Genomic DNA, 17,754 nt, shown 5'->3' on the forward strand with positions numbered 1-17,754 from the left:
ATCGCCGCAGGCGGTTCTGTATGGATTTTTGCTCGTAATTGTGAGGGTACTGAACAATTACGAATAATTAACAAAAGCGAGGAGAGGAAGTTCCATGGCTCGTTATATTGCAAAACGTTTGTTAAGTATCATTCCCGTTCTCTTCGGGATATCCCTGGTGGTATTCTTTTCCGTGCGGCTGATTCCGGGAGATTTTGCTACAATCGCATTAGGCACACAATATACAGAAGAAGCGGCCCGGGTGCTAAGAGCCCAGTACGGCCTGGACCGTTCCCTGGTGGAACAGTATTTTATCTGGCTGGTACAGCTTCTTCAGGGAAATATGGGATATTCCTATACATCAGGTTCAGCTGTATCGGCTCTTTTGGGCGCAGCTCTGCCTGTCACTCTGGAACTGACATTTTTAAGCCTGTTAATGGCCGTATTTATCGGGATTCCCATGGGATACTGGGCCGGATGCAAGCGCAATAAGCTGCCGGATTCCCTGGTTACAATTACCGGTCTTCTGGGAATTTCGATCCCGGGATTCTGGCTGGGCACTATGATGATTCTTTTGCTGTCCCTGAAACTGGGATGGTTTTCCTCCGGCGGATTTATTCCGCTTTCGGAAGGGCTGCTTCTCAACCTGAAATCCATGGTGATGCCGGTATTGGCTTTGGGAAGCGCGGTCAGCGCCGTGGTGATGCGCTCCTCCCGGTCAGCCATGATCGAGGTGATCGACCAGGAATATATCAAAATGGTCAGAGCAAAAGGAGCGTCCGGCAAAAGGGTGATCTTTAAACATGCGGTGAGAAATACGCTGGTCAATGTATTGACGATATTAGGGCTGCAGACGGGATCGCTTTTAGGCGGTTCCGTTGTAATCGAGAAGATCTTTTCCCTTCCGGGAATCGGATCGCTGGCGTTAAAAGCCATTACCAGCAGGGATTACCTGCTGCTGCAGGGGACCGTTCTGTTTGTAGCGCTGATGTTTGTGTTAATTAACTTAATCGTGGATCTGCTGTATTGTGTTGTGAATCCACAGATTAAATATTAGGAGAATCATATATGAAGGATTTTTTTGACCGTTATATACATAACCGGCTGGCTGTCATCGGAACGGCAGTATTGCTGCTGTTTGTCATCATGGCTTTGTTCGCTCCTGTAATCGCGCCTTACGATCCTTATTTTATGGACGGCACGGCGGTTTTAACGGGGCCGTGCAGCGCCCATCCCTTTGGAACCGATAATATGGGCAGGGACATTCTTTCCCGGGTGATATACGGAAGCAGGATTTCCCTGTGGGTATCCATTGTATCCGTGTCCATTGCCACTGTGCTGGGACTGATCCTGGGAGTGTCGGCAGGATATTTTGGCGGAGCTCTGGACACCGTATTATCCCGTCTGACGGATATCATGTTTTCGTTTCCGGAGGTGCTGTTGGCATTGCTTATCATGTCAATTCTGGGAGCCAGCCTGAACAATATCGTAATCGCTATAGGAATCGTATACACGCCCATATTTGCCAGGATTGCAAGAGGGGCGGTGCTCTCCATCAGAGGCTCTCTCTATATCGAAGCATCCAGATCCATTGGGGTGTCCAACCGCGCCATCATTTTCCACCACATCATTCCCAATATTCTGTCTCCGGTCATTGTGCAGGTAACCCTGTCTCTGGCTTTTGCCATTCTTGCGGAGGCATCTTTAAGCTTTTTGGGAATCGGCGTGGAGCCTGACATCCCTTCCTGGGGCGTCATGCTGAGCAACGGAAAGGACTGGCTGGAGCTGGCCTGGTGGTCGGCGGTATTTCCGGGCGTCTTTATCTGTCTGGCCGTTCTTGGATTCAATGTTCTGGGCGACGGTCTCAGGGACATTCTGGACCCTAAACTCCGCAACGTAGAGAATTGAGAATAAGGAGAGACACATGAAGGAACAAGAGATTCTGCTGGATGTATCAGAACTTAGCGTAAAATTCCACACCAGAGAAGGTGTGGTTCATGCGGTGGAAAATGTTAACTTTACACTGAATAAAGGGGAAATTCTCGCTCTTGTAGGCGAATCCGGCTGCGGTAAGTCGGTTACTGCCAATACGATTATGGGGCTTGTGGGAAGGAAAAAACATGAAAAGGTCAGCGGAAGCGTCAGCTTTCATGGGGACGATCTGCTGAAAAAGACGGAACGTCAGATGCAGAAGATCAGGGGAAACCAGATATCCATGATTTTTCAGGACCCCATGACGTCTTTAGACCCCCTGATGCAGATCGGCGCACAGGTTGGGGAAGTTTTGGAAATCCATGAGCCTGTGAAGAAGAAAAACGCCGTGGAAAAAGCGGTGGAAATGCTTAAAATGGTGGGAATCCCCTCGGCAGAAGACCGGGCAAAGGATTATCCCTACCAGTTTTCAGGCGGAATGCGCCAGAGAAGCATTATCGCGGCGTCCATGATGTGCAGCCCCCAAATGATCATTGCCGATGAGCCGACCACGGCGTTGGATGTGACGATCCAGGCCCAGATACTCAAACTGCTGGCCAAACTCCGCAGGGAGAAAAATGTTGCCATACTGCTGATCACTCACGATCTGGGCGTAGTGGCAGAACTCTGCGACCGGGTTGCGGTAATGTATGCAGGGGAGATTGTGGAGACAGCGGCAGTTAAGGAACTCTATGCCAATCCATGCCATCCCTATACAAAAGGGCTGATGGAATGTCTTCCTGTTCTGGGGAGCAGAAAACGGCTTGAACCGATTCCCGGCCAGCCTCCCAAACTGATTTCCCCTCCTTTGGGATGTAAATTTAAGGATCGCTGCAAATACGCCTGCGAAGGCTGTGAAAAGCCTCAGGCATTGGCTGAAACCGGAGAAGGGCATAGGACTGCCTGCTGGAAATGGAGGGAATGCCATGAATAGAGAAACACTGCTCCGGGTAGAGCATTTATCCAAAGAATTTCCGGTAAAGGGCAAAAAGGCGTCTTTAAAAGCGGTGCAGGACGTTTCTTTTACTCTTAATAAAGGAGAGACGCTCGGTATCGTAGGTGAATCTGGCTGCGGCAAATCCACTCTTGGCAGGCTGGTGCTGCGGCTTTTGGAGCCTACCAAAGGCCAGGTGATCTTTGAAGATGAGGACTTGACGGCTCTGAGCCAGAAGGAATTGAGGGATAGGCGCAGGGAGTTCCAGATGATTTTCCAGGACCCCTATGCCTCCTTTGATCCGCGAAAAACGATAAAGAAGATTTTAGAAGAGCCATTGGCGGCCCACAAGGTGCCGGCGGACCAATGGCAGGCTTTGATTGAGCGGATGCTTTCGGTCACGGGGCTTCCCTTAGATGCCCTGAAACGGTATCCCCATGAGTTTTCAGGGGGACAGCGCCAGAGAATCGGCATCGCCAGGGCGTTGATTTTAAATCCAAAACTGATTATTGCGGACGAGCCTGTGGCTGCTTTGGATGTTTCCATCCAGGCCCAGATTTTGAATCTTTTGATGGACCTTCAAAAAGAATTCGGCTTGTCCATGATATTTATCGCCCACAATTTAGCCACCGTCCAGTATATCAGCCGGAGAATTATCGTGATGTATCTGGGTCATGTGGTGGAGATTGCGGATGCGGACGCGCTGTATGAGAAACCATGGCATCCGTATACACAGGCTTTGATCTCTTCTATCCCCATGCCGGATCCGGAAATCCGGAAAGAGGCAAAGGGGATTGAAGGGGAGATTCCAAGCCCCATTAACCCGCCAAGCGGATGTGTATTCCGTACCCGGTGTCCTTATGCATCGGAGGAATGCGCCGCAGATATCCCTGTTTTGAAAGAAAAGGAACCGGGTCATTTTGTGGCGTGTGATTATATTAATAAATGATTTCGGAGGAAATGAATGAAATTCAATACATATTCCATTATAGCCAGATGCAGAAGAACGGGATGCATCGGCGGGGCGGCTGCGTCTTATTATCCGGGGCTTGGAGCATTTTCACCCTATATCCGCCAGAATTACGGTGTGATCGCATCCCAGGGATGGGTAAACCCGTTTCTGAATGAAATTGTAATGCGCAGCATTATGCAGGGAGCCAGCGCGGAAGAAGCACTGCATAAAGCTTTGCTGGAAGATAACGGAAAGGAACTGAGGCAGATTTCCGTAGTGGATTGCAGAGGAAATTCCGCCGCTTATACCGGGGAGGGCAATGATCCGGTGAAAATGCATTTGCGCGGGGACGGATATGTGATAGCAGGAAATCTGCTGACCTCGAAGGATGTCCTTTACGCCGCCGAACAGGCATTTTTGGACAGCGAAGAGGAACCGCTTCCGGACCGGATCATGAAAGCCATGATGGCCGCCGACCGGGTGGGCGGAGACGCCAGAGGGAAAATGGCGGCTGTAATCCGGGTGGATAAGATCGTAGGATTCCCGTATATCGATTTCCGCATTGACGACCACCCTCAGGCGGTGCAGGAACTGAATAAATTGTATGAAAAGCATAAACAGCATATTTTTGATACCTATGACGACTGGGTGGAACGGGTTAAAAAGGGAATCAAAGATTAGTCAAGTGGCGGAAAGGAACGAATATGGGCATTTATGAAGACGCAAAAGGTCAAAAGAGCCTGCTTGTGGAGCTGCGGCGGCACATCCACCGGCATCCGGAAGCCGGCATGAAGGAGTTTGAAACAGCCGCTTATATAAGATCCAGGCTGGAAGAATGGAATATTCCATGGATCGCGGCAGGAGAGACGGGAACTGTGGCAGTTATCGCGGGCAGCCGGGAGAGGCCGGTTCTGGGGCTCAGGGCTGATATCGACGCTCTGGAGATGGATGAGCTGAACCAAAACAGCTATGCCTCCTGCAATCCCGGAGTGATGCACGCCTGCGGCCACGACGGCCACTGCGCATCCCTGCTGGCAGCGGCAAAATATCTGTTCGAGAAGAGAGACCGGCTTCAGGGAACCGTAAAATGCGTATTCCAGCCGGGAGAAGAATGCGGGGAAGGAGCTGCTTCGGTGGTGAAGAGCGGGGCTGTGGACGATGTTGAGGCATTTTTCGGCCTTCATGTTTCCAGTTCCCATCCCACGGGTGTTGTTACCATCAGAGAAGGCTTTATGTCCGCTGCCAACGACCGGTTTGTGATCCGCGTCAAAGGAAAAGGCTGCCATGGTTCCACACCACAGAAAGGGGCGGATGCTCTGCTGGCCGGAGCCGCTCTGTCCTTGGCCCTTCAGACCCTGGTATCCCGTGAGAGCAGCCCTTTAGACCCGACGGTGATCACCATAGGTCGTTTCGATGCGGGGAGCGCTTATAATATTCTTCCGGAAAATGCTTATCTGGAAGGAAGCGTCCGCACTCTGCAGGAAGAGCGGAGGGAAAAAAACAGAGAGATCATCACCCGCATGGCTGAATGTACGGCGGCAGCGTATCAATGTACGGCCAAAACCCAGTTTCAGTGTACGGCCAAAGCAGTGTACAACGATGAAAAGCTGACTGCGCTGGCCCGGGAGGCTGCACGGGAATTTCTGCCGGAGGAAGCGGTGCTGGTTCAGGAAGAAAGCCTGGGAGCAGAAGATTTCGGAGAGTTTTTGGAGATAGCTCCTGTTACCTACATGAATATCGGCTCCGGAAATGAAGGATTGGGGATTACGGCTCCTCTTCATCATGGGAAATTTGATATTGACGAGGACTGTCTTCCGGTCTGCATGGCTATGTATGCGGCATTTGCCGAAAAGTTTTTTGGAAATAAAAATTAATAAGTTCTGATAAGAAAATACCGCATTGCAGGATTTTGGCCTGCAATGCGGTATTTTAATTCATTCCTTTTTGGCGTCTTCCGCCGCGGTGCGCCTCTGTTTCATATCCGCTTTATTCTGGTACATCGCATCGTCCGCCCGTTTAAAAACATTGGAAAATACCAGATCCGTCTGGCAATTGTAGATGGCGATTCCCCTTGCAATGGAAAGCTGGTTGTCTTTCGGGCTGTTTTCGTTATATTCGATGATTGCAGTCTTGAGGTTTTCCAGAAGCTGAACATAATTTGTATATTCGGCTCCTTCCAGAATCACTGCAAATTCATCTCCGCCCACACGGTAAACCGGGCTGTGGGGGAAGCTTTTGCAGATCAGCCTGCAGGCGTCAACGATCAGCATATCGCCGAAATCGTGCCCAAAGTGATCGTTGACTCGTTTTAAGTCATTAATATCCAGGACGACCACGGCAAATTCAGGATGTCCCTGCCTCATCTGTTCTTCAATGCGCCGTTCCGCGTCCTGATAGGCGGCTTTGTTTTTCACTCCGGTCAGGGCGTCGCGGTAGGCCAGGCTGTTGATGTAATTGATATATTTTTGCAGATGGCAGACCGTCTGCTGGAAGCTGTCGGCCAGCATGCCGACTTCATCCTTTGTCTGCTGGGTCAGGGAAATGCTTAAATCCCCTTCCGCGATTTTCTTTGCGGCTGTATTCAGTTCTTTCAGCGGTTTTATGATCCTTCTGGTGATCAGCACGGTAACAAGAACGGATAAAGGTGCGATGATCAGCAGAGCAATGATAATTTGAAGAAGCAGCTGGTTCTTGCTTTTGTCAATCTCTGCGAGGGGAGCGGTTAATACAAGCCGCATTCCGTTGCGGAGGGTGCGAAATGCCATCTTTTTCTTCACATCATTGTTGACATAGGAGAACAGGCTGCTTCCGCTGGTGCCATTTTCCAATTCGGTGATCAAAGGAGTGAGGCTTTGGTCCACACTGCTCATGGGGATTCCAAAGGGATAGGTTTTGTGGCACATGACATTTGCCTTGTCATCGGCTAAAAATGCATAGCCGGTGTCATAAATATGTACGTCGTTTATCATATTTTTTATAATGTCAAAATCTATATCCATCCCCACGACGCCTACTGTTTCATTCTCTTTATAGATGGGGATGACATAGGAAATCATCTGTACATTGATGTTTTCATTGGAATAAGGGGCCAGCCAGGTTGCCTTTCCGTTTTTAACCGGAATATAATACCACCCTACGTGTTCCGCATCCGTTGGGCTGTATTTTGAAAAGTCTGTGGGTACGAGACGCTGGAAACTGCCGTTTAAATTGGTCTTGCTCCAGAAAAGACCCGAAGTGGGAGGCGCAAAATCAGGATTGAAGCGGACGTATACGGCCACAGCTCCTTCCGTATTGTTTGCCGCATTTACCGCCACAGATTCCAGCTGGTCTGTAAATGCCTTCATGTATGCTTCGTCGTTTTTCAGTTGGTCCACGCTTTCCAGATGATCATTGGTAAATACGGTCAGGGTTTTGACCGAAAGTTCAATCCTGGAGAGCAGGGCGTCCATTTCACTGGCCAATTCACTGCATCGGTAATTCATCAGCTGTGCAGCGTCCTCATCCACAACCCGTTCCGCATTGATTATTCCTGCTCCGCCGATAACCGTGGAACAGATCAGCACACAGCCTAAAATTAATGTAATAAACTTTGTCTGTATTGATTTCATAGCTCACTTCTCCTTGATCTGGTATTAGACGGGAAAAAGGTATGCTTTGCCCGTAGTTTGCGTTCCCATAATTCGTGGTCATACAGAACTTTTTTGCGGATATCCGCGGCATCCAGTGGGCGTGTAAAACTGCCGGCTACCTCCTTGTGCGTTACCTTTCGGACCGGCACCCCCGCGTCGGTTAAAAGATATATCATGGTTTCCGGCCGGAAAAAATGAATTCCTTCCGCCACTTGAATTCCATCCAGGCGGCGCATGGAATGCTCGGTAAATGCAATGTCCACCTGGTTTTTAAAGCTGTACTGAACCGCTAATCCGGGATCAATGAAAGCTTCGATCTCTGCTTCGGGAAATGCCCGTCTCAGACAGTCTGCCAGTTCTGTCAGCCGGTCCGGCCGATTATCCACCGCTATCATTTTCATCATCCGAACTCCCTGTTTTGGCAAAAGCCATTTTGTTATTTGTTAAGATCTCTTTTTTTATATCATAAAAAACGGTCTTATGATTTATCTTGTGGTGAGTGGTGCGCTTTATGTGGTAAATAGACACCATGAAGATTATCTGTGAGGCCAATGCAAGTTGACAACCTTTACAGCCAAAGTTTAAAATAGAAGCAAAACGATAAATTGGGAAAGAGGGGCGGACTGAGATGAACATCAGAATTGCAGTGTGTGAGGATTGCCAAACGGATGCCGAACTTTTGTGTGGACAAATTACCCGTTACTGTTGTGAAAATGGCCTGCCGCCTTATGTGATTGACGTCTATGAAAGCGGGGATGCATTTTCGAAACACTGTATTCCGGGAAGTTACGACTTGGTTTTCATGGATATTTATTTGGAAAATGAAGATGGAATGCAGATGGTGCGCGAACTGCGGAAAAAGGATAAAGAATGCCCGGTCGTCTTTTTTACCCGGAGTATGGATCATGCGGTGGAAGCATTTGAGGTAAATGCCGCCCATTATCTGACAAAACCGCTTGTTTACGACAAACTGGCTGAGGCATTGAAACGCTGCCAAAAGATTCATGAAAAGCAGTCGAAATTCATTTTGCTGCCTGCGGAGGGATCTTTACGGAAAATCCGGATTGCGGAAATTGTATTTGTAGAAGTGTTTGACAACACTAGCGTCATCCATCTGGAAAATGAGAATATTCCTGCCAGAATCCCCTTAAAGAGCCTGGAAGAGGAGATTAAACGTGCAGACCAGCAGGCTGATTTTCTGCGCTGCCACAGAAGCTACCTGGTCAATATGAATTGGATCATGGCGCTGCGAAACGATTTTTTCCTGATGGATACAGGAATCCCTATTCCGATTTCAAAATATACCCGCAGGCAGACCGTTCGGTCATATGAAGAATTCGCGTTAAGACGAATGCAGGATGCTCATGCAGTGCAGCCTGCGCCGGGAGGAAAATCATGAAAAGGCATGCATTTTTAATTACACTATTTATTACAGGGCTTCTGATGTTCAGAATGTCCGCTTCCGCCGCCGGGCCGGAAAGCGGGAAGACATTCTCTCTGAGACAGAAAGCCTTTTCTTTTTCACATTTAATGGAATTTTCCGCCCGTAAAGCAGAGGCAGAGGATACTCTTGTTTTGGACGTTAAAGCCATAAATTCAAAAGAGAATACAGCCACCGGTTCCAACGGTACAGAGGTGGAGATACTGCCGGAACTGATGGAAGATTCGGATGAGGAAGAACTGGATATGGAGTTAGAAACAGCCACAGCTTCCAATGCAGAAGAACCGGTGCCGGAATCTGCTGTCTTAAATGCGGCGCAGCAGAGAGCGTTTCAGCAGGAGGCAGAGACTGTTTCTACCGCCGAAGAACTGTCCGATTGGCTTCACCGCCTTGACGGCAGCGGCGGTGAGGTGGAATTGGGCGCCACAATTACGATTGAAGAATCTATTTTTGCATATGAAAATCAGTCGGGAACTGTCCGGATCAATACCGGCAGGTTTGGACTGATCTATGACGGAGGATTTATCGATGTGCTGGGGCTTGAATTAATCGGTGAAGGGGTGGACGTGCCGGTGCTGGAAATTAAAAGCATGGATATATACTATGGATGGATGCCCGCTCCTGACTGGAACTTATGCGTCAGTGGACTGGATGTGACTGCTGTAGGGAGAAACGGTTTGGGCGGCGTGGCTGTTCAGATTGATGCGGACAGTAAAACGCGGACTTCAACTGCCGGATATGATAAGAGAGGGAGCATCCATTCTTATGGTGATGGGGCGGTGGGTGTTCTTATAAAGACGGATAACGCGTTGAAAACATATTTTCTGGATATCGATGTGGAAGGGGAGAACGCCCATGCCGTATCCGCCCTGAATGGGGCAAATCTGTTCGGCTGCAAATTAACCGCTCAGGGGGAAGGCGCATCCGTTATTGCGGGAAGCCAAATCATATTAGACACCTGTGCTCTGTCGCCTGAACCCAGGGAGGGAGTGGTGATCCGGCAGTCCCTCGATCAGCGGCTTGGGATCGAACCACAAATTAAACAAAATGATGGGCCGGATGATATAGACTACTTAGTCTGTCTGGATGAAACACAGCGCTACCGGCTGACCGGCGGAGGGTATTTGGATTTATATCTGGATCATGACGAGAACTATGCTGATAACATCGACACAAAAGTTTTGGGTAAGGTGGACATTCCCGTTTCACTGCCTGAATATCTGCAGGGACTTGGTTTGGAGAACGAAACAGATTTGACATTCCGTGTCTGGGTTCGTGATCCGGCGCTGCCTATTCTGCGGGATGTGAATCAGAATGAAAACACACTAAGTTTTTTTTCCTGGGAGGATGCTGTTGTGGTACCTGGATTGGTCCTTTGGTGCTCTGAGGATGATGGAGCTACATGGTCGGACATTACTGATTGGGAAGCTGTTGAGTGGAATAAGTATACCTACAGGGGTAATCTTTTCGATATAGATGCCAATCAGATTAAAGGACCAATGCTGCTCGCATTGGAGAATAGAGCCGGATGGGGAAATGTGGTATCTTTCACACCGGGGGAAGATGGAAGGGTCAGCGTCGGAACGGGCGGTGACCGGGATGGAGGCGACCGGGAGGAGCAGGAAGGCGGAGACGGCGGCCAGCATGACGGCGGGAAGCCGGGGGATAATCCGGGTGAAGATCATACTGAAGGGCCGTCCGGCGGAGGTTCATCAGGTGAAGGGCCGTCCGGCGGAGGTTCATCAGGTGAAGGGCCGTCCGGCGGAGGTTCGTCAGGTGAAGGCTCGTCCGGCGGAGGTTCATCGGAAGAAGGGCCGTCAGGCGGAGGTTCATCGGAGGAAGGGCCGTCTGGCGGGGGCTCATCAGGAGAAGGACCATCAGGCGGAGGCTCACCAGAAGAGGGTTCGTCCGATGGCAGTTCATCAGAGGAATGGTCGCCCGGAGGAGGTTCACCAGAGAAAGAACCGTCCAGCGGCGATTCGTCCCATAACGGCTTATCAGATAAAGGCACGTCCTACAACGGTTTATCCGATAAAGGCTCGTCAAATGGCGTTCCATCGGAATACAGCTCATCTGCCTATGACTTCCCGCCAACAGAAAAACTTTTTCAACCGGTTCGCCCCAATTTAAAACCGGATTTTGATGCAGTAACAGAAAATCCGTCTATGAATCAGGATAAAACAGGCCAGCCATCTCCATATCAGCCCGATCTTCAGCAGCAGCTTCAAAAAGCGCCTTCCGCCGGAGCAATAAACTCAGATTTAGCGCCCGGGTCATCAGATAAAGGCTCTCACAGCCCAGCATCTGACAACCCCGGCTCAGAACCGGATGCGGAGAAATTGCAGGAAACTACAGTTTTGCCTTCAGAGCCACAGCCATCTAATAATCAGGGATTGGCGTTATCTGTCTTTGTACTTTGCGCCGCAGGCGTGATAACCGCCCTTGCCGCATTCCGCAGGAAATCAGGTGACCGATGATAAGAAAACAGAAAATGAAAAGGAAAACAGAAAGACAATGCAGGCAAAGCCCCGGTTTTTCGCTGCTCCTTCTGCTGCTTTGCGTTATTACGTCCGCAGTTTGTATTTTTCTGTACCAATATGACAATAAATACACCGCGTCCGGCCCGGGCGGGTCTTACGGACAGCTGGAATTGGACGGTGGAACTTTGGAAAAACAAGGGCTTGTATGGCTGGTTGACGGCTGGGAATTTTACGGCGGCCAGCTGCTTGCTCCTGCGGATTTTCAATCCAATATTCAAAAACCGGACCGTTATGTGTTTGCAGGACAGTTTGGAGGTTTTGAGATTGTAAACGGGCAGCCATACGGCAGCGCAAGCTACCGGCTCACCATAAAACTGCCGGAGGAGATGCGCGCGTATTCCCTCTATCTGCCCGAGATATTATCTTCCTGCCGCCTGTACGTAAACGGTACAGAGCGGCTTCAGCTGGGCCAGACTTCCCCGGAAAACTACATAGCCGGAACAGCCGAAACCATTGTTCCGTTTGAGGCGTCCGGCCAGGCAGAGATTCTGCTCGCAGTCTCAAACTATTCCAATACCTATGGCGGGCTCACCTATCCTCCGGCCTTCGGCATCCCCGGAGCTGTTCTGGATATGGCAGAACGCAGGCTGAATCTGAGAACCGCACTGCTGACTATGACCTTGCTGATCTGCATAGTATCTGTTCTGATAGGAACAGCCAACAGAAAAAATCCTCTGCCAGTCTTGTACGCGTTGTTCTGTCTGCTTTTTCTTGGATTCACCTCCTACCCGGTGGTGAAAACATTTTTCCCTTCTTTTGGAGGCCTCTATCTGGTGGAAAATCTGTCCTTTTGCGGGATGATCCTCATGGTATTTATTCTGCAGAGATCGATTTTTTCCCTTAAAGATTCCATTAGCACCTTCGGGACCGCCTTTGGAGGGCTTGTGTGCCTGGTCTGTCTCGTCTATCATCTGCTGCTGCCACGGGCAAGTCTGGAAATGATGCTTTCCTATTCCAAACTGATCACCCTTTATAAATGGCTGAGCGCATTTTTACTGACTGTAAATACAGCGAGAATACTAAAAAAAGGCAGCCATACCGCTTTTTATGCCAAAATCCTGCTGTGCGGCATGGCGATTTTTGACTGCACGCTGGTCATGGACCGGCTGCTGCCGCTTTACGAACCGGTTTATTCCGGTTGGTTTCTGGAACTGTCCAGCCTGTGCCTGGTCCTTCTGATTGGAGCCGTGATCCTGCAGGAAATCTACCGCAGCTTTGCCGCAAATCTGGTGCTGGAAGAAACGGTCCGTCTGACCCGTCAGAATCTGGCTATGCAGAAAGAACAGCATAAAACCATGATGGATGCCATAGCAGGAGAGCGGACCTTCCGCCATGACCTGAGGCATCACATCTCCGTGCTGCATGAATTTGCGGATGCAGACGATATAGAGGCCCTAAAACGCTATTTTTCCGATCTGGAAAGCGGACTGCCTGTCAAATTTGCGGGAACGTTCTGTGAAAATGCCGCGGCAGACGCTGTCATCCGCCATTACGAAGCGGAAGCAAAATTGGCCGGGGTGGATTTTATATCGTCGGTACAAATCGGAGAGGACATGACGGTCAGCGACGTGGATCTTTGCGTTATTTTTGGAAATTGTTTGGAAAACGCGCTGGAAGCCTGTAAACGGCAGGAGAGCGGAGAAACATATATAAAAGTGAGCGCAGGAGTGTCCGTAGGAGTGTTGGCGGTCACGATTGAAAATAGCTTTAACGGTGTTCTAAAATCCACACCAGGCGGTTTCCTTTCCAGCAAAAGGCCGCAGGCGGGCATAGGAACCGCCTCAGTCCAGGCCATTGCGAAAAAATACGAAGGCCGCGTTTCCTTTGAAACGGATGACGGTGTATTCCGGGCGTCAATTCTTTTACATTTATAATAACTTAGGTATAAATTCCTGTCCTTCTCATATATTGAGGTAAGAGGAGGGGGAAAAATGGAAAAGAAAGACGAGCTGATTAAGATCTTTTCTAAAAACATCAGAGAAATTCTCATGAAAGTACCGGTAGATTTTGAGCAGGTTCAGGAAATCCGTTTGAGGGTACATGCCCCTCTTTTAATGGTTTACAACAACCGGGAATACTATATCAGCCAGGAGGGGCGGCTTAGCACTTATATTAATGAAGCTTATATTGTGACCAAAAATGAACTGCGGGAAACCATGGAATATATGAGCAACTATTCCCTCTATGCATTTGAAGAGGAGATGAAACAGGGATTCATCACCATCCAGGGCGGACACCGGATTGGGATCGCAGGAAAGACGATAGTGGACGACTGCGGAATCCGCACCATGAAGTTCATATCCTTTATTAATGTGAGAATGTCCCATCAGATCAAGGGATGCGCCACGGAGGTGATTCCCTATCTCTATGAGCAGGGCGAAATCCTTCATACCCTGATCATTTCCCCGCCCAGATGCGGCAAGACCACCCTTCTGCGTGACCTGATCCGCCAGATTTCCAATGGAAATGAAGTACACGAAGGAATTACGGTGGGGGTAATTGATGAGCGCTCCGAAATAGGTGCCTGCTATCAGGGCGTTCCGCAGAATGATCTTGGAATCAGGACAGACATTCTGGACTGCTGTCCCAAGGCAAAGGGGATGATGATGCTGATCAGAACCATGTCGCCCCGCGTCATAGCGGTGGATGAAATCGGCAGCAGGGAAGATTTAGAAGCCATGGAATACGTGATGAACTGCGGATGTAAGCTGATCGCCACCGTACATGGAAGTTCGATAGAGGACATTAAGCAGAAACCGGTGCTCAGAAAACTGGTGCAGGAACGGATCTTTGAACGGTATATCATACTAAACAGCAAGGGCCGGATCGGCAACATTGACCAGATTTATGACAACAGGGGCACCCAGCTTTATCTGAAAGGAAGTAAATACGTATGCTCGTAAAATTAATCGGCGGGGCCTGCGTAATCGCGGCTTCCAGCGGCCTGGGAATTTCAATGGCGGGCCAATGGAAAAAGCGGCTGGAACTGTTGGAGCAGCTCCGTAAAATGATATTTCTGTTAAAGGGAGAGATCCTCTATGCCAACGCTCCGTTAGAGGAAGCATTTGAACGGGTGGGCAATAAGACAGGAGGAGAGTTAGGAATCCTTTTTAACGCCGTTTCCCAGAGAATCCAGAACCAGCGCGGAGAGCCCTTTTTCACCATGTGGAAAGAGGAGATCGACGGCATGGATTCCCATATCCTGCTTTCAAAAGAGGACAGGCAGAGCCTGATCTCCTTCGGAGAACACTTAGGATATCTGGACAGCGAAATGCAGGAACGCACCATACTGTTATATTTGGAACAGTTAGATATTACGATCGCGTATCTGAGAGAACACCAAAGAGAAAAAAGTCGTCTCTATACCAGTTTAGGTATTATGGGAGGACTTTTTCTTACTATAGTGATGTGTTAAGAGGAGATCGGGATGGGTGTTAATTTAATATTCAAGATAGCGGCTGTGGGAATTCTGGTTTCAGTCATCTGCCAGGTGCTCAAACACAGCGGAAGAGAGGAACAGGCATTTTTGACGAGCCTGGCCGGGCTGATTCTGGTCTTGTTCTGGATGGTGCCTTATATTTATGAATTATTTGAAACAATTAAGAATCTGTTTGCGCTGTAACCGGCTTTTAAAGGGTGGTGAAACTTGTGTCAATTGTAACGATTGCTGTTGTGGGGATCGCGGCAGTGCTGCTGGCGGTCCAGCTCAAAGGGATAAAAGGAGAATACGGCACCTATTTAGTGATTACAGCCGGTATTTTCATCTTTTTTTACGGCCTGAAAAAACTGTCCACCATACTGGAAACCATGGAGCGGATACAGGAATTTATAAAGATCAACAGCGTTTATCTGTCGGCTCTGATGAAAATGATCGGAATTACCTACATAGCGGAATTTTCCTCGGGAATCTGTAAAGACGCGGGGTACGGCGCCATCGGAACCCAGGTGGAAATCTTTGGAAAGCTTTCCATTTTGGCGGTCAGCATGCCCATTCTCCTGGCGCTTTTGGAAACCCTGCAGGTATTTTTAGCATGAGCCGCCAAAAAATGTTTTCGGTTCCATTTTTCCTGATTTTTTTTCTGGCCGTCCTGTCATTCACCAGCTATGGAACCGAAACGGACGCTCAAAGCGTGGTGACGGGAATCGGAGCGGGTCTGGAGGACTTTAATATTGAAGAGATACAGAAATTCATCGATGCCCAAAGCGGTCAGACCGGCTGGAATCTCTCTTTTTCCGAACTGGCAAAAGATCTGCTTTCCGGCAATTTAAAAACCGTCATGCAGAAAATGGGGACAGCCGTAAAGGATTATCTTTTCAAGGAACTGGAAAACAGCACCGTTTTGATGGGACAGGTAATCGCCCTCGGAATTATCGGTGCCGTATTTTCCAATTTCTCCGGCATATTCACCAGCAGCCAGATATCGGAATCCGGTTTCTTTGTTACCTATCTGCTTTTATTCACCTGCTTAGCCACCAGCTTTTTTGCCAGCATTCAGATTGCAGGACAGGCGGTGAACCAGGTGCTTCAGTTTATGCAGGTGCTGATGCCCTCCTTTTTCCTGGCGGCCGCATTTGCAGGGGGAAGCGTGTCTTCGGTTGCTGTTTATGAATTTACCCTGTGGGCGATTACCATGGCCCAGTGGCTGATGATGGATGTGATGATCCCGTTTGTGCGGGTCTACATGCTGCTGGTTCTGGCCGGGCATGTGACAAAAGAGGACATCCTGTCAAAACTGACGGATCTGTTGAAAAATGTGATCGACTGGAGCCTTAAAACCCTCTTAGGCCTGTTTCTGGGATTCCACATGATTCAGGGCATGATTCTTCCGTATGTGGATTCCATGAAAAGCGCTACAGTCCAGAAATTGATTGGAATCATCCCTGGTTTAGGGCAGGGGGCGGGAGCCATCACCCAGATTGTCATGGGCTCCGGCGTTCTTATAAAGAACAGCATCGGGGCGGCAGGCGTGGTGGTGCTGTTAATCATGATGCTGATTCCCGTTTTAAAGCTGGTGGTAATGATGCTCATGTATCAGGGGGTGGCGGCCATCCTGCAGCCGGTCTGTGACAAACGCATTGTATCCTGTATTTCCAAGACGGCTCAGGGCCATAAAATGCTTTTAAACATTGTGCTTTCCTCAGCCCTTCTGTTCATTATAACGATTGCGGTGGTGTGTTCATGGAAGAGCTTTACAGCTGGGTAAAAAATATTACCTGTTATCTCATATTCATTACAGTGGCAGTAAATCTGCTTCCCAATAAAAATTACGAAAAATACATACGGCTTTTTGCCGGCATGGTTCTGATCCTCCTGGTGGTGAAACCGCTGACGGGAGGCCTTCGCCTGGAGGATAAAATCAGCCGTTATTTTGAATCCATCACCTTTCATAATGAAGCGGATGAACTGAAAAACGATCTGATCGGAATGGAGAATATACGCCTTGGCAAAGTGATTGAACAGTACCAGGAGGCGGTGGCCGGGGATCTGGAGCAGATGGCCCAGATGGAAGGGTTCTATCCCATTTCCACCAATGTGATCATTGAAAGCGGCCAGGAAAAGGAAAATTTCGGCCAGGTAACGCAGATCAGCATGATGGTAGCCGCAGAACCCGAACCGCAGGAGACTGTGGTGGAACCTGTGGAGCCGGTTGAGATCGGAAACCGGGACGAAGTGGTAAGAGAAAATACATCGTTAAATGCACTTCGCAGGCGGATTGAAGAATATTATGGATTGGAGGGAACCTATGTGGAAATTCAACTTAAAGAGCGGTAAGGAGCGGTGGCTGTTTTTGCTGGCTGTCGGAATGATCATCCTGATCCTGTCCTTTCCCGCCGGAAATAAGAAAAAGCCGGTTGTGCCCCAGGTTACGACTGAGGCCGCCGCCGGGCAGAGCTCCAACGGAAAATACGAGGAAGAATTGGAAAAACGGGTGAAAAAGGTGCTGCGCAACGTGGACGGGGTGGGAGAGGTGGATGTGATGATTGTGTTGAAATCGTCGGAAGAAAAGGTATACAGAGTGGACAAAAGCATCACTTCCTCCCTGGTGGAGGAGGCGGACAGCAGCGGAGGAACCAGAAAGACCGATGAACATGAAGAGTCTCAAAATACAGTGCTGACAGGCGGAGGAAGCGCAAACGCCCCGGTGCTGGAGAAAGAATTGAAACCGGAAATCGCAGGAATTATCATCAGCGCCCAGGGCGGAGGAAGTCCAACTGTAAAATCAGAAATTTCTGCTGCGATGGAAGCATTATTTGACGTACCGCCACATAAAATAAAAGTATTAAAGAGGGTGGATTAAAAGGAGTGT

General features: G+C 49.2%; 18 protein-coding genes. 16 read left to right on the forward strand and 2 right to left on the reverse strand.

Translation table 11 applies throughout. The annotated features are described in order from the left end of the window. Positions 1-94: 94 nt before the first annotated feature. Genes C0033_RS14475 through C0033_RS14500 form a run of 6 tightly spaced genes read left to right on the forward strand, consistent with a single transcriptional unit; the run spans position 95 to position 5,710 of the window. Complete coding sequence (locus tag C0033_RS14475; protein ID WP_103228598.1) at positions 95-1,036, forward strand: ABC transporter permease; 942 nt, start codon at positions 95-97, stop codon at positions 1,034-1,036. Between the two features lie 11 nt (positions 1,037-1,047). Continuing rightward, the gene (locus C0033_RS14480; RefSeq protein WP_103228599.1) at positions 1,048-1,887 is read left to right on the forward strand and encodes an ABC transporter permease; all 840 of its coding nucleotides are present in this window, start codon (positions 1,048-1,050) and stop codon (positions 1,885-1,887) included. 16 nt (positions 1,888-1,903) lie between these two features. Next, the gene (locus tag C0033_RS14485; protein ID WP_103228600.1) at positions 1,904-2,884 is read left to right on the forward strand and encodes an ABC transporter ATP-binding protein; all 981 of its coding nucleotides are present in this window, start codon (positions 1,904-1,906) and stop codon (positions 2,882-2,884) included. After that, a complete protein-coding gene (locus C0033_RS14490; RefSeq protein ID WP_103228601.1) occupies positions 2,877-3,833 on the forward strand; it encodes an oligopeptide/dipeptide ABC transporter ATP-binding protein in 957 nt (318 codons plus the stop codon). The genes C0033_RS14485 and C0033_RS14490 overlap by 8 nt, the downstream gene beginning before the upstream one ends. A 15-nt stretch (positions 3,834-3,848) precedes the next feature. Further along, positions 3,849-4,517, forward strand: a complete 669-nt coding sequence (locus C0033_RS14495; protein WP_103228602.1) for a DUF1028 domain-containing protein — start codon at positions 3,849-3,851, stop codon at positions 4,515-4,517. A 23-nt stretch (positions 4,518-4,540) separates the two neighbouring features. Further along, complete coding sequence (locus tag C0033_RS14500; protein WP_103228603.1) at positions 4,541-5,710, forward strand: M20 family metallopeptidase; 1,170 nt, start codon at positions 4,541-4,543, stop codon at positions 5,708-5,710. Positions 5,711-5,770: 60 nt separating this feature from the next. Here C0033_RS14500 and C0033_RS14505 read toward each other — a convergent pair whose 3' ends face one another. Together C0033_RS14505 and C0033_RS14510 are read right to left on the reverse strand one after the other, a co-directional pair. Next, a complete protein-coding gene (locus C0033_RS14505) occupies positions 5,771-7,444 on the reverse strand; it encodes a diguanylate cyclase (RefSeq protein ID WP_103228604.1) in 1,674 nt (557 codons plus the stop codon). Continuing rightward, positions 7,441-7,869 carry a response regulator gene (locus tag C0033_RS14510; RefSeq protein ID WP_103228605.1) on the reverse strand — a complete coding sequence of 143 codons (429 nt, stop codon included), beginning with the start codon at positions 7,867-7,869 and terminating at the stop codon, positions 7,441-7,443. Before C0033_RS14510 ends, C0033_RS14505 begins: the two co-directional genes overlap by 4 nt. A gap of 224 nt (positions 7,870-8,093) precedes the next feature. Here C0033_RS14510 and C0033_RS14515 point away from each other — a divergent pair, with 224 nt between their 5' ends. The 10 genes from C0033_RS14515 to C0033_RS14560 are packed head-to-tail and all read left to right on the forward strand — an operon-like array spanning position 8,094 to position 17,745. Then, positions 8,094-8,864 carry a LytTR family DNA-binding domain-containing protein gene (locus C0033_RS14515; protein ID WP_103228606.1) on the forward strand — a complete coding sequence of 257 codons (771 nt, stop codon included), beginning with the start codon at positions 8,094-8,096 and terminating at the stop codon, positions 8,862-8,864. Continuing rightward, positions 8,861-11,383 (forward strand): hypothetical protein, encoded by a 2,523-nt coding sequence (locus C0033_RS14520; RefSeq protein WP_103228607.1) that lies wholly within the window; start codon positions 8,861-8,863, stop codon positions 11,381-11,383. The genes C0033_RS14515 and C0033_RS14520 overlap by 4 nt, the downstream gene beginning before the upstream one ends. A 14-nt stretch (positions 11,384-11,397) precedes the next feature. Continuing rightward, complete coding sequence (locus tag C0033_RS14525; RefSeq protein ID WP_103228722.1) at positions 11,398-13,320, forward strand: sensor histidine kinase; 1,923 nt, start codon at positions 11,398-11,400, stop codon at positions 13,318-13,320. Between the two features lie 57 nt (positions 13,321-13,377). Then, positions 13,378-14,349, forward strand: coding sequence for a stage III sporulation protein AA (gene spoIIIAA / locus C0033_RS14530; protein ID WP_103228608.1), 972 nt, complete (start codon positions 13,378-13,380; stop codon positions 14,347-14,349). After that, positions 14,340-14,861 carry a stage III sporulation protein AB gene (locus C0033_RS14535; protein WP_103228609.1) on the forward strand — a complete coding sequence of 174 codons (522 nt, stop codon included), beginning with the start codon at positions 14,340-14,342 and terminating at the stop codon, positions 14,859-14,861. The genes spoIIIAA and C0033_RS14535 overlap by 10 nt, the downstream gene beginning before the upstream one ends. 12 nt (positions 14,862-14,873) lie before the next feature. Further along, positions 14,874-15,068, forward strand: a complete 195-nt coding sequence (gene spoIIIAC / locus C0033_RS14540) for a stage III sporulation protein AC (protein WP_103228610.1) — start codon at positions 14,874-14,876, stop codon at positions 15,066-15,068. A gap of 26 nt (positions 15,069-15,094) precedes the next feature. Further along, positions 15,095-15,481 (forward strand): stage III sporulation protein AD, encoded by a 387-nt coding sequence (spoIIIAD, locus tag C0033_RS14545; RefSeq protein WP_103228611.1) that lies wholly within the window; start codon positions 15,095-15,097, stop codon positions 15,479-15,481. Then, the gene (locus C0033_RS14550) at positions 15,478-16,650 is read left to right on the forward strand and encodes a stage III sporulation protein AE (protein WP_103228612.1); all 1,173 of its coding nucleotides are present in this window, start codon (positions 15,478-15,480) and stop codon (positions 16,648-16,650) included. The genes spoIIIAD and C0033_RS14550 overlap by 4 nt, the downstream gene beginning before the upstream one ends. Beyond that, positions 16,626-17,219 (forward strand): stage III sporulation protein AF, encoded by a 594-nt coding sequence (locus tag C0033_RS14555; RefSeq protein WP_103228613.1) that lies wholly within the window; start codon positions 16,626-16,628, stop codon positions 17,217-17,219. The genes C0033_RS14550 and C0033_RS14555 overlap by 25 nt, the downstream gene beginning before the upstream one ends. Continuing rightward, positions 17,191-17,745 (forward strand): stage III sporulation protein AG, encoded by a 555-nt coding sequence (locus C0033_RS14560; RefSeq protein WP_347501125.1) that lies wholly within the window; start codon positions 17,191-17,193, stop codon positions 17,743-17,745. Before C0033_RS14555 ends, C0033_RS14560 begins: the two co-directional genes overlap by 29 nt. Positions 17,746-17,754 lie beyond the last annotated feature (9 nt).

The sequence above is a fragment of the Clostridium sp. chh4-2 genome (genome assembly GCF_002899675.1).
Lineage (GTDB): Bacteria > Bacillota > Clostridia > Lachnospirales > Lachnospiraceae > CHH4-2.